The following is a 12,522-nucleotide window of genomic DNA, read 5'->3' on the forward strand; positions in this document are numbered from 1 at the left end:
GGCAATAGTCGCCGTTCGATGACATTTCGTCGAATGTAATCGAACGGCGACTATTTACAAAATGTCAGCGTTCGTTGTCATGAAGCGACGGTATGCGTGGGGCAGGCAGAGGCCGGCCAGCGGCCGGCACTCCCTTCAAGCCACCTGCACGATATGCAGCGCCTTCGGGTTGCGCCACTGCGCCAGCAGCACTGCTTCGCGGGCCTTGGCCTTCTCGAAGTGCGCTTCCTTGACGTGGCCGAAGCCGCGGATGTGCTCGGGCACGCTGGCAATCTCCACCGCCAGTGCCAGGCGGTCGTCATCCAGTCCGTCGATCAGCTGCTGCACAGTCGCCTCGTAATCGGTGATCAGCTGGCGCTCCATGCGACGCTCTTCGGTGCGGCCGAACACATCCAGGCGACCACCGCGCAGGAACTTCAGCTTCGCCAGCAGGCCGAACGCCTTGAACATCCACGGGCCGTATTCCTTCTTCTGCAGCCGGCCCTGTTCGTCCTTCCTGGCGAACAGCGGCGGTGCCAGATGGAAACGCAGCTGGTAATCGCCTTCGAACTGCTGCTGCAGGCGCCGCTGGAAATCGCCGCTGGTGTACAGACGCGCCACTTCGTACTCGTCCTTGTACGCCATCAGCTTGAACAGGTAGCGGGCCACGGTTTCGGTCAACGCGGTGGAGCCGCCGATGCGCTCGGCTTCGGCCGCGCGTACGCGCTCGACCAGGCTGCGGTAGCGGTTTGCGTAGGCGGCATCCTGGTAGTCGGTCAGGAAGGCCGAGCGGCGCTCGATCATCTCGTCCAGCGAGCGCGACAGGCGCGCGTCGTCCAGCGGCAGGAAGGCGACATCACCACCGTGCGTCGGCAGCCCGCGCAGCTCGCGCTCGTCACCGGTGTTGCGCGGTGCGGCGGTAGCGCCCCACTCGTTGCCTTCCCATTCGCCCGGCGGCAGCGCATGCAGCGGGCCCGGCGTGTTCTCGGTGTCGGTGTGGCGGTTACGCACCAGGCCGGCGGCCTGCTGCACGGCCTGCGGATCGACCGCGGCCAGGCGGCCCCAGGCGAAGGCCTGCTGGTTCATCGCCACGGCCGCGCCGTTGAGTTCGATGGCGCGCATCAGCGACTCGAACGACAGCGGCACCAGGCCCTGCTGCCAGGCGTAGCCGAGGATGAACAGGTTGGCGGCGATCGCATCGCCGAGCAGCGCGGTGGCCAGCTGGGTTGCGTCCAGCAGCAGCGGCTCCTCGCCACCCAGGGCCACGCGCACGCCGGCGATGATGTCGGCGGCGGGGAACTGCATGTCCGGGCGGGTGGTGAAGGTGCCCGGCATCGCTTCGTAGGTATTGAGCACCACCTGCGAACGGCCGGCGCGTACCTTCGACAGTGCCCAGTAGTCGTTGACCACCACCATGTCGCAGCCCAGCACCAGATCGGCTTCACCAGCGGCGATGCGCACCGCATGGATGTCGTCCGGGCGGCGGGCGATGCGGATGTGCGTGGTCACTGCGCCACCCTTCTGCGCCAGGCCGGTCTGGTCGAGCACCGAGGCGCCCTTGCCTTCAAGGTGACCGGCCATGCCCAGCAGGGCGCCGATGGTCACCACGCCGGTACCGCCAACGCCGGTGATCAGGATGTTCCAGGGTTGCTCCAGGGTGCCGCGCACCACCGGTGCCGGCAGGTTGTCCAGCAGCGTGGAGGCATCGCGCTTGCTGCCCTTGCGCGGTTGCCCACCGTGCACGGTGACGAAGCTCGGGCAGAAGCCGTTGACGCAGGAATAGTCCTTGTTGCAGTTGGACTGGTCGATGTCGCGCTTGCGACCGAACTCGGTCTCCTTCGGCAGCACCGACACGCAGAAACTCTTCTTGCCGCAGTCGCCGCAGCCTTCGCAGACCAGCGAATTGATCATCACCCGCTTGGCCGGGTCTTCCAGCTTGCCGCGCTTGCGGCGGCGGCGCTTCTCGGTGGCGCAGGTCTGTTCGTAGATCAGGATCGAAACACCCTTCACTTCGCGCAGGCGCTTCTGCACCGCATCCAGCTCGCTGCGGTCGTGGAATTCCACGTCGCTGGGGAAATGCTCGCGCTGGCGCGTCCACTTGGCGATGTTGTCCGACAACACCATGATGGTGTGGATGCCCTCGGCCCGCATCTGCTTTGCGATGTCCGGCACGCTCAACGGGCCGTCCACCGGCTGCCCGCCGGTCATCGCCACCGCGTCGTTGTAGAGGATCTTGTAGGTGATGTTGACGCCTGCGGCGATCGCCTGGCGGATGGCCAGCGAACCGCTATGGAAATAGGTGCCGTCGCCCAGGTTCTGGAACACGTGCTGGGTGTCGGTGAACGCGGCCTGCCCGGCCCACGTCACGCCTTCGCCACCCATATGGGTGAAGGTGTCGGTGCTGCGGTCCATCCAGGTCACCATGTAATGGCAACCGATGCCGGCCAGCGCACGCGAGCCGTCCGGCACGGTGGTGGAGGTGTTGTGCGGGCAGCCGGAGCAGTAGTGCGGTACGCGCGGGAAGCTGGCGCGCGGCAACGCAAGCTCGGCTTCCTTCTCCTGCATCCACTGCAGGCGCTGCTCGATGGATTCGTTGTTGAAGAACTTCTGGATGCGGCGACCGATCACGCCGGCGATGGTGGCCGGGGTCAGTTCGCCGGTGGACGGCAGGATCCACTCGCCGGCCTCGTCGTACTTGCCGACGATGGACGGGCGCTGGCCCCAGCTGGCCGGCCAGTTGAAGAACTGCTCCTTCATCTGGCGCTCGATGAAGGCACGCTTCTCCTCCACCACGATGATGTCTTCCAGGCCCTGCGCAAAGCGCGCGATGCCTTCCGGTTCCAGCGGCCAGGTCATGCCGACCTTGTACACGCGGATGCCGATGTCGGCGCAGGCCTGCTCGTCCAGGCCCAGGTATTCCAGGGCCTGCAGCACGTCCAGGTAGCTCTTGCCGGTGGTGACGATGCCCAGCCGCGCACGCGGCGCGTCCATCACCACCTTGTCGATGCCGTTGGCACGCGCGAAGGCCTGCGCGGCTTTCACCGCATAGCGGTGCAGGCGCATCTCCTGGTCCAGCGGCGGATCGGGCCAGCGGATGTTGAGGCCGCCGGCGGGCATGTCGAAGTCCTCCGGCAGCACGATGCGCCGGGCCAGCGGATCAACCTCGACCGAGGCCGACGATTCCACCGTCTCGGCAATCGTCTTGAAGCCGACCCAACGCCCGGTGTAACGGCTCATCGCCCAGCCGAGCAGGCCCATGTCGAGGATGTCCTGCACGCCGGCCGGGTTCAGCACCGGCATCATCGCGCTGACGAATTCGTCCTCGCTGCCATGCGGCAGCGTCGAGCTGCGGCAGGCATGGTCATCGGCGGCCAGTGCCAGCACACCACCATGGCGCGACGTGCCGGCGGCATTGGCGTGCTTGAACACGTCGCCGCAGCGGTCCACGCCCGGGCCCTTGCCGTACCACATGCCGAACACGCCCTGCACGTTGGCACCGGGGAACAGGTTGGTCTGCTGGGTACCCCACACCATGGTGGCGCCCAGGTCCTCGTTGAGGCCCGGGGTGAACTTCACCTTGGCCGTTTCCAGGTGCTTGCGCGCGCGCCACAGTTCCAGGTCGAAGCCGCCCAGCGGGCTGCCGCGATAGCCACTGATGAAACCGGCGCTGTCGATGCCCGCAGCTTCGTCGCGCAGGCGCTGCATCAGCGGCAGCCGCACCAGCGCCTGCACGCCACTCAGGTAGATCCGCCCTTCGTTGCGGGTGTACTTGTGGTCGAGCGTGTAATCACGGTCGAGCAGGTCGGCGGAAGCGGGCGAGGTGAGTTGCGCGGTACTGGTCATGGCTGGCCTGTCAGGATCGGCTGGCACCGGCCGCGCAGGTGCACGCGGCGGGAAAGGCGCGAATTGTAACAGTGGGGGGCCAGGGCCCCCGGCACTCGCGCCGGGGCCGTGCTGGGGTTAGGATCGGGGAGAGAGAGGGAGGGTTGGTGTTTCAACCTTGGGGGAATTGGGATGTCAGTTGCAGGACAGTTCCTGGCCGGCGTGTTGCTGGTTTCGGGAGCGGCCACTGTGTGGGCCGCGCCGGCATTGCCGGCACCGCAGGAGTTCTATTTCGACAGCGACGCCGCTGCCGCGCCGATCACGGTGGTGCAGGGTGAAGGCGAAGACCTGGTGGCACAGCTGCTGAAGCATCGCGAGCGTGGCCGCAAGGGGCTGGAAGCCACGGCGCAGCTGGCGTCGGTGGCCATCGCGCAGGGGCGCGCGGAACTGGGCGACAAGCTCTATCGCGAGGCACTGGCCGAGGCGCCGGTGCAGAGCGCGCTGGGCCGCAGCGTACGCTGGAACTATGGCTGGGACCTGTTGCGGCAGGGCCAGGCGCTGGCCGCGCTGGAACAGTGGCAGGCCGCTGCCAGCACCCTGCGCAGCAATCCGGGCTGGGTACCGCCGAGCTATGCGTTGGCGCTGTGGCGGGCCGGCCAGCAGCAGGAGGCGGTGAAGTGGTATGCCGCCGCCGTACGGACCGAGCCGGGGCAATGGCGCGACAGCAGTCATTACGCGCAGCTGTTGCCGCAATGGCGCGACGACGAGCGTGCCACGCTGGGTGAAGTACAGCAGGCCTGGGCGGCCGCACCTCCAGCCTGGCCCTGACAGCGGCCGGCCGCTGGCGGCGTGCAAGGGGGCCTACAATGGTTGGCCCTTCGCTGCCATGAGCTCCGGATGCGCCAACGCGCTACCTTGCTGTTGTTCCTGTCGCTGCTGCTGCCAGGGGGACTGAATGCTCAGGACCGGTCCGTGCCGGACTGGCTGCAGCCGGTCGTCACCCGCATCGCCGCCCTGCAGGCCAGCGATGTCCCGGCCGAGCGCTGGCAGGGGGCCGAGTTGTCGCTGGCATTGGGCGTACAGGCCGACGGCCAGCGCCTGACCGATGCCGATGCACTCACGCCGGTTTTCCTGGACGCCTGGCAGGCCGCGCCAGCGCACCGCTTCCACCGCCACCGCCTGTTGCGGCTGTGCCAGGGCACGCTCACCTGCGGTGACCCCGTCGGTCGCAATCTTGGCTTGCCCACGGCTGCGCCCACAGGTGCCGGGCTGTTGCCGTCACTGCTGGAGGCGCAGCGTGCGGATGATCAGGACAACGGCGAGGGCGCGTGGCAGGCGGTGCAGGTGGCCTGGCGGTTGGAAGAAGTCGGCATGGCGACACAGCAGCTGCGCGCCGCCTCGGCACGGCAACCGTTCGGTGATGGGACGCGGCGGCTGCTGGCGATGCAGCTGCAGGCGCTGGCAGGGGTGTCGTTGTCCGACACGCCGCTGGAGGAGGCGGGCCGCAGCCCGCGGCAGATCGTCGAAGACGCCCTGCTGGGGTCGCTGGAGGAACGCACCTTGTGGGACTTCGCCGGCATTGCGCTGTGCGGGCAGGCACAGCACAGCGCAACGTGCAGGAGGCTGGCCACGCAGATGACAGCCAGTGGCGATCTGGGTCTGCAGGAACTGGCGCTGCGGCTGGTGCCCGCCGATCCTGATGCCCAGCGCGCACTTTACTGGCTGCAGTGGCAACAGCTGAGTGCGCGGCGGCGGGGGCTGCCCGCCGGCTACCTGCAGCGCGCCGCGCGCGAAGGCACGACGGCAGCCATCAGCCGCCTGTTGCAGGAAAACGGTCTGCCGCTGACCCCGCCCGCTGGCTGGAGCCCAGACACCGCACCCTGACCGACAGGGAATCCACGCCCTGCGTGGATGGACGCGGTGGCGGCGACCCTCAGTCGTCCGCGGACACCGTGCGCCCCGACGCCCATTCCCGCAACGCCGCCACCTGCTCGGCCATCAGCACCGACAACGGCCGTGTCGTGCGGATCTCGCCCATCAGCAGCTCGGTGTCCAGCGGCCGGCCTTCGGCATGCGCCGAATACAGCCCGGCCACGATCGCCTGCTCGATTTCCGCACCGGAAAACCCGTTGGCCGCTGCGGCCAGTGCCGGCAGCGCGAAGTCGTCGGCATTGAGCTGGCGCCGTCCCAAGTGCAGCCGCAGCAGTTCCACGCGCACATCGGCCGAGGGCAGGTCGACGAAGAAGATCTCGTCGAAGCGGCCCTTGCGCAGCAGCTCGGCCGGCAGCTCGTGCACCTGGTTGGCGGTGGCCACGATGAACACCGGCGCCTTGCGCTCGGCCATCCAGGTCAGCAGGTAGCCGAGCACGCGGCGCGACACGCCGCCATCCTCGGTGCCGGTGGCCAGGCCCTTTTCGATCTCATCCATCCACAGCACGCACGGCGCCAGCTGCTCGGCCGAGGCCAGTGCCTGGCGCAGGTTGGCTTCGGTCTCGCCGTGGTACTTGTTGTACAGCGCGCCCACGTCCAGGCGCAGCAGCGGCACGCCGAAGCCGGCGGCGGTGGCCTTGGCCAGCATCGACTTGCCGCAGCCCTGCACGCCCAGCAGCAGCATGCCGCGCGGCGGGTCCAGCCCGGCCGGTGCCGAGCCGGCGATGAAGGCGACGCGACGCTGGTTGATCCAGCGCTTGAGCCGGTTGGCGCCGGCCACATCGCCGAAGCGCGCGCTGTCATGTTCAAAGAACAGGTGGCCGCTGCGGTTGAGCAGCTCGAACTTCAGCCGCGCCAACTGTGGCAGGTCGTCGTCGCGCAGCGCGCCATCGGCATAGATCAGCTGCCGCGCGATGCGCCGCGCATCGACCAGGCTCAGGCCCTGCAGGTTCTTCAGGATCTTCTTGACCGCTTCGCTGTCCACTTCCACCCGGCGCCCGCCGTGTTCGCGTGCATAGGCATCGGCTTCCTCGCGCAGCATCTTCAACAGTGCATTGGCGTCGGGCAGGCGCGGGTTGAAGCGCACTGCCAGCGCTTCCAGTTCGGCCGGCAGTTCCACCTTGGCGCCGATCAGCACCAGCACGTGCGGTTCGCTGTGGCGGCGCTGGATCAGGTCGCGCAGGGCACGCTGGTGGCTGGCGTAGCCCAGGTAGGGGTGGAAATCGAGCAGCAGGTACACGCCGCGCTGGTCGGCTTGGCGGATCATCTGCAGTGCGGCGCTGGCATCGGGCGGACCGACCGGCTCGTCCTCGCGCTCCAGGTCGATGCGACGCAGGCCCTCGGTGATCGACCAGCGGTGCAGGGCCCGCCAGACATGCATCAGCGTCTGCCGGAACAGCTCGACGATGCGACCCTCATCCTGGGTCTCGACCACGATCAACGGCGTGTTGGCGCGGATCAGTGCGCTCAGGTCCTGCAGTTCGCTCATGGCGGTTCGATCCTTCGGGGGCGCCACGATAGCAAAGGCCGGGGGCACTGGTTCAGCACGGCTCTACCTTCCGTCACCATCGGCGGTGTACGCTCGGGGCACGTACCCGGAAGCGAGGCTGGCATGAAGACGATCCTGGTGGCCGGTTCCAAGGGCGGGGTGGGCAAGACCACCATCGCCACCCACCTGGCCGCGTACGCGGCATTGCAAGGCAAGGCCACGGTGATCGCCGATGCCGACCCGCAGGGCTCCAGCACCCGCTGGGCACAGCGCCGGGCCGGGCTGGAAAGCGCGGTGCTGCCGATCGACGTGTACCGCAAGAAGCAATGGGCGCAGAAGCTGCCCGACGGTACCGATACCGTGGTGATCGATGCACCGGCCGGCGCGCTGGCCGACGATATCCCGCATTTCCTCGACGCTGCCGATGCCGTGGTGGTGCCGGTGCTGCCCTCGGCACTGGACATCGAAGCCATCGTCGGCTTCCTCAACAGCCTGGCCCAGGTACCGCGCGTGCACAGCCGCAAGCTGCCGGTCGGGCTGGTGCTGAACCGCACCAAGCCCTGGACCCAGACCTCGCAGCAGGCCCTGCAGATGTTGGCTGACTGGCCCTATCCGGTGGTCGCCCAGCTGCGCGACAGCCAGAGCTATGTGGTCATGACCGGCCTGGGCCGCAGTCTTTTCGATTACCGCTCCGCCCAGGTGCGCGAGCACCAGGCCGACTGGGAACCCCTGTTGTCCTGGCTGAAGCTGTAACAGCCGTAGGTCTCCATCCCTTCATTGGAATCCCGCAATGCGCGAACTGATCCTGCTCCGCCACGCCCACGCCGAACCGGCCACCACCGGCCAGGCCGACCTCGACCGGCCGTTGTCGCCGGTGGGGCTCGCTGAAGCCGAAGCCGCCGGCAAGTGGCTGAAGGAGAACAACCTGCTGCCGGACTGCGTGCTGTGTTCACCGTCGCGGCGGACCCGCGAAACCCTGGAAGCGGTGATGGCAGCCATCGGCTATGTCGAAAAGCGCCTGGAAGACCGCATCTACGAGGCCACCCCCGGCACCCTGGCCGCGCTGGTGGACGAGCGCCGTGACCTGGACCGGGTGCTGATCGTCGGCCACAACCCCGGGCTGGAGCAGCTGGTGGCGCTGATGACCGATGGCACCAGCAGTGATTACCGTGGCATGCCGCCGGGCGGCGTGGCCGTGCTCGGTTTCGCCCGCGAGGCGACGATCGAGCCGGGCGTGGCCAGCCTGAACGCCTTCTGGTGGCCGTGAGCCGATGAGGTTGGCGTTGCCGGGCCGCTGTCTGCTGCCAGTCGTTCTGGCGATCGGCCCGGCCTGGGCCGCCACACCGCCACCGACCGCGCTGCCGGCGGTCGTGGCCGAACCGCCGCGTACGCTGCAGCTGGATGTGGTGCGCTCGCAGATCGGTTTCGAAGTCCGCACCCGCTTCGGCCAGCGCATCGAGGGCGTGTTCCCCCGTTTCGAGGGGCGTATCGAGGTGCTGTCCGATGGCCGCCACCAGGTCCACCTGAAGATGTTCACCCGCACCGTGGAGATTCCCGGCAAGGACCGCTATACCGGCTGGATGCGCGGCCCCGAGTTCTTCGACGCCGGTCGTTACCCGTTCGTGGAGTTCGACTCGCTGCCGTACTGGCCGGAGACGGTTGCCGAGGGCGGCGGTATCGACGGCCGGTTGACCCTGCGCGGGGTCAGCCATCCGGAGACGCTCAAGGTCGAGAAAGCGGAATGTGCCCGACCCGGCTATGATTGCGACGTCGTCAGCCGCGGTACCGTGCAACGAGGTCGGTATGGCATGGACAGCTGGCAGCTTGCCTTGAGTGACCGAGTGACTTTCGTATTGCGTGCGCGCCTCAGCGAGGCGCCGAAACCGTGAATCCTTTGCTGCGTGTATTGGCGCTGGCAACCGTGTTGCTGGGCAGCGGCTGCGCGTCGCTGTCGCATGCCCAGCGTGATCGCGCCGAGGCGATTGCCGTGCAGGCGCGCTCGACCCAGGTCGATTGCCAGCAGGCCGACCGCTGCGCGCTGGATTCGCCCCTGCGGGCACTGGCCGGCCGGGCGTTCAGCGAATCGACCCCGGACCAGCCGCGGCACTACGCCACCCTGCTGGACGAGGGCGAAGGTGCGCTGGTCGCGCGCCTGAACCTGCTGCGCAGCGCCACCCGCAGCATCGACCTGCAGACCTACATCTTCGACAAGGACGACAGCGCCCGCCTGGTCATCGACGAGCTGCTGGCGGCATCGCGGCGCGGGGTGAAGGTGCGGTTGCTGATCGACCAGCTTTCGGCGATCTCCGACCTGCAGATCCTCGGCGCACTGGCCGGTGCCCACGAGAACTTCCAGCTGCGGGTCTACAACCCGACCTTCGGCAAGGCCCGTCTGAACTACTTCGACTATGCCGGCAGCGTGCTGTGCTGCTTCCGCCGCTTCAACCAGCGCATGCACAACAAGCTGCTGGTGGTTGACGATGCGATCGGCGTGGTCGGTGGGCGCAACTACCAGGACGACTATTACGACTGGGACCGCGAATACAACTTCCGCGACCGTGACGTGCTGATCGCCGGCCCCGAAGCACGCGCGATGGCGGCCAACTTCGATGCCTTCTGGCGCGCGCAGCGCAGCGTGCCGGCCGAGCGCCTGAACGATGTCGGCCGTACCCTGCTCAAGCAGGGCGTGCCGCTGCTGCCGCCGGCACAGTTCCGCAGGCCCGAGCGGGTGGAGCGGGTCAGCGAGGAAGCCAACGACGTCGCCTTCGTCACCCGTTCGTTCGTGGATACCGCCCTGCCGGTCGCCTCGGTGCGCTATGTGGCCGATCTGCCGCGCAAGCACCGGCGTGAGCGCGCCGACGCCCCACTGGCCGGGCAGCATGTCACCGAGCCGCAGCTGGACGCACTGATCTCCAGTGCGCAGCACGAAGTGATTCTGCAGACGCCCTACCTGGTGCTGTCCAAGCCGGCACAGAAACTGTTCCGCGAGCTGCGCAAGCGCCCGCAGCCGCCGCGCGTGGTGGTATCCAGCAACAGCCTGGCCGCCACCGACAACCCGATCGTGTATGCGCTGTCCTACAAGTACAAGCGGCGCAACATGCGCGAGCTGGGCTTCAACATCTTCGAATTCAAGCCGTTCCCGCTGGATGCCCCGGTCGATTACCGCAACCTGCTGCCCGACCCGATCGCAGCGCCGGGCAGCGATACCGGCCGCAATCCGCTGCTCGGTGGCAGCGCGGCGGGCAGCAATGCCGGTGGCGGTAGTGGTGGTGATGCGGTGGCCGCTGCGGATGTGGACGACCGGCCGGCGCGGGTGATCCATCCGCGTACCGGCAGTGCGTATGAGAATGCCCGTGCGCGCCGGCGTGCTGCCGGCAGCGAAGTCGAGACCCGCCTGCTGCGTACCGAAACGCGCCCCTCGTTCCTGGGCAGCAAGGCGGTCAACAAGCCGCTGCCGGTCACCCGCAAGGGCGCGCGCATGGGCTTGCATGCGAAGTCGCTGGTGGTCGACCGCCGCATCGGCGTGGTCGGCACCCACAACTTCGATCCGCGCAGCGAGAACTACAACACCGAAGGCGCGGTGATCATCGACGATCCGGCCTTCGCCGAGCAGCTGGCCCAGAGCATCCTGCGCGATACCCACCCGCAGAACTCCTGGACGGTGGCGCCGCGTGCCAAGCCGCCGGTCCTGTCCGGCCTGAACTACAGCGTCGGCAAGGCCTCCGAGGCGCTGCCGATCCTCGACTTCTGGCCGTGGCGCTACGCCACCGACTACGAGTTCAAGCCCGGCCCGGACTGCCCGCAGCCACTGCCGCGGCAGAGCGCCGATTTCCACCGTTGCTATGTCGCGGTGGGCGACTTCCCCGAGGTCAATGTCGGGCCGAAGTGGCTGCTGGTGCGCATGCTGACCGCATTCGGCGCCGGCCTCGTTCCCATCCTCTGAAGGTAGCCGCATGACCCAGGTATTCCGCGAAGCCGTTTCCATCGAGCAGCTCAACGCACTCAGCCGCAATACCGCCATCGATACCCTCGGCATCATCTTCAGCGCCGCTGGCGAGGACTGGCTGCAGGCGACCATGCCGGTGGATGAGCGCACCCGCCAGCCGTACGGCATCCTGCACGGTGGCGCCTCGGTGGTGCTGGCCGAAACCCTCGGCAGCAGCGCCGGCAACCTCTGCGTGGATACCGCCAAGCAGGTCTGCGTGGGCCTGGAGATCAACGCCAACCACGTACGCGCCGTGCGTTCGGGTACGGTCACCGGCACCGCGCGCGCGGTGCACGTGGGCCGCAGCACCCAGCTGTGGGAAATCCGCATCGAGGACGAGCAGGGCCGGCTGGTCTGCATCTCGCGGCTGACCCTGGCCGTGGTGGCGGCCGGGCACGGTTGAGCCGTCGCGGCATCGGTGACGGCGGCGGAACCCAGCGTTCCCCGCCGATGGCCGCCGTCAATGAGACTTATGGCCGAATTCGGCTGGCAGCGATGGCAGCCCTCCGGTATCGTGCGTGGATGACTTCCCCCACTCCGGCCCCCCGCGGCGGCGTGGCGCGTGTGTGCCGTTACCTGTACCGCGTACCGCTGCTGTTGGTCCACATCACCGTGTTCCTGCCGCTGATCCTGATCGGCATGCTTCCGCCATGGGGCGAGCTGCGCGTGGGCGATGCCACCTTCGGCGCCAAGGTAGTGAACTGGTGGCAGGGCGGCCTGATGTGGATCTTCGGCTTCCGCCTGTCGCGCGTCGGCCAGCCGCTGCCGGGCGCAGTGCTGTTCGTCGCCAACCATGTCAGCTGGGTCGATATCTCCATCCTGCACAGCCAGCGCATGATGGGCTTTGTCGCCAAGCGCGAGATCGCCAGCTGGCCGGTGGTCGGTTGGCTTGCCGCGCGCGGCCAGACCATTTTCCACCAGCGTGGCAACACCGAATCGCTCGGTGGGGTGATGCAGGTGATGGCCGACCGCCTGCGCGCCGGCAAGGCGGTGGGCGTGTTCCCGGAAGGGCGTACCCGCGGCGGCCATGACGTTGGCCCGTTCCATGCGCGCATCTTCCAGGCCGCCGTCGAAACCAGCGTGCCGGTGCAGCCGGTGGCGCTGATCTACGGCGTGCGCGGGGATGCACAGACCATCGTGGCCTTCGGCCCGGGCGAGAGTTTCTTCGCCAATTTCCTGCGCCTGCTCGGTGAGCCGGCGCGGCATACCGAAGTGCATTTCCTGGAGCCGATCGGCACCCAGGACCTGGAAGGCCGTCGGCGCATCGCGGAAACCTCGCGCGCGCGCATCGTGGCGGCCATGAGCGGGGATTGAGGCG

Annotated in this window: 10 protein-coding genes; 8 read left to right on the forward strand and 2 right to left on the reverse strand. The window is 68.0% G+C overall.

Going from position 1 to position 12,522, the window contains the following annotated elements; genetic code table 11:
* Positions 1–135: 135 nt before the first annotated feature.
* Positions 136–3,822 (reverse strand): indolepyruvate ferredoxin oxidoreductase family protein, encoded by a 3,687-nt coding sequence (locus LC407_RS15560; RefSeq protein ID WP_025876000.1) that lies wholly within the window; start codon positions 3,820–3,822, stop codon positions 136–138.
* A 171-nt stretch (positions 3,823–3,993) separates the two neighbouring features.
* Between LC407_RS15560 and LC407_RS15565 the strand changes: the two genes are divergently transcribed.
* Positions 3,994–4,629: a tetratricopeptide repeat protein gene (locus LC407_RS15565; RefSeq protein WP_025875998.1), complete on the forward strand. Its 636-nt coding sequence runs from the start codon at positions 3,994–3,996 to the stop codon at positions 4,627–4,629.
* Positions 4,630–4,698: 69 nt separating this feature from the next.
* On the forward strand, positions 4,699–5,685 hold the full coding sequence (locus LC407_RS15570) for a hypothetical protein (protein WP_223483159.1): 987 nt from the start codon (positions 4,699–4,701) through the stop codon (positions 5,683–5,685).
* A gap of 49 nt (positions 5,686–5,734) precedes the next feature.
* Here the strand turns inward: LC407_RS15570 and LC407_RS15575 are convergent, their stop codons facing one another.
* Positions 5,735–7,219: an AAA family ATPase gene (locus tag LC407_RS15575; RefSeq protein ID WP_025875996.1), complete on the reverse strand. Its 1,485-nt coding sequence runs from the start codon at positions 7,217–7,219 to the stop codon at positions 5,735–5,737.
* 123 nt (positions 7,220–7,342) lie between these two features.
* Between LC407_RS15575 and LC407_RS15580 the strand changes: the two genes are divergently transcribed.
* From LC407_RS15580 to LC407_RS15605, 6 genes are all read left to right on the forward strand, one after another.
* Positions 7,343–7,972: a ParA family protein gene (locus LC407_RS15580; RefSeq protein ID WP_025875994.1), complete on the forward strand. Its 630-nt coding sequence runs from the start codon at positions 7,343–7,345 to the stop codon at positions 7,970–7,972.
* 37 nt (positions 7,973–8,009) lie between these two features.
* Positions 8,010–8,486 carry a histidine phosphatase family protein gene (locus tag LC407_RS15585; protein ID WP_032977995.1) on the forward strand — a complete coding sequence of 159 codons (477 nt, stop codon included), beginning with the start codon at positions 8,010–8,012 and terminating at the stop codon, positions 8,484–8,486.
* Positions 8,487–8,490: 4 nt separating this feature from the next.
* Complete coding sequence (locus tag LC407_RS15590) at positions 8,491–9,108, forward strand: YceI family protein (RefSeq protein WP_033832699.1); 618 nt, start codon at positions 8,491–8,493, stop codon at positions 9,106–9,108.
* A complete protein-coding gene (locus LC407_RS15595) occupies positions 9,105–11,162 on the forward strand; it encodes a phospholipase D family protein (RefSeq protein WP_025875988.1) in 2,058 nt (685 codons plus the stop codon). Before LC407_RS15590 ends, LC407_RS15595 begins: the two co-directional genes overlap by 4 nt.
* Before the next feature lie 10 nt (positions 11,163–11,172).
* Positions 11,173–11,607 (forward strand): hotdog fold thioesterase, encoded by a 435-nt coding sequence (locus LC407_RS15600; protein WP_105163223.1) that lies wholly within the window; start codon positions 11,173–11,175, stop codon positions 11,605–11,607.
* Between the two features lie 119 nt (positions 11,608–11,726).
* On the forward strand, positions 11,727–12,518 hold the full coding sequence (locus LC407_RS15605; protein ID WP_025875984.1) for a lysophospholipid acyltransferase family protein: 792 nt from the start codon (positions 11,727–11,729) through the stop codon (positions 12,516–12,518).
* Positions 12,519–12,522: the final 4 nt, after the last annotated feature.

The organism is Stenotrophomonas sp. OVS01A (genome assembly GCF_019969775.1).
In the GTDB taxonomy this organism is placed as follows: domain Bacteria; phylum Pseudomonadota; class Gammaproteobacteria; order Xanthomonadales; family Xanthomonadaceae; genus Stenotrophomonas; species Stenotrophomonas indicatrix.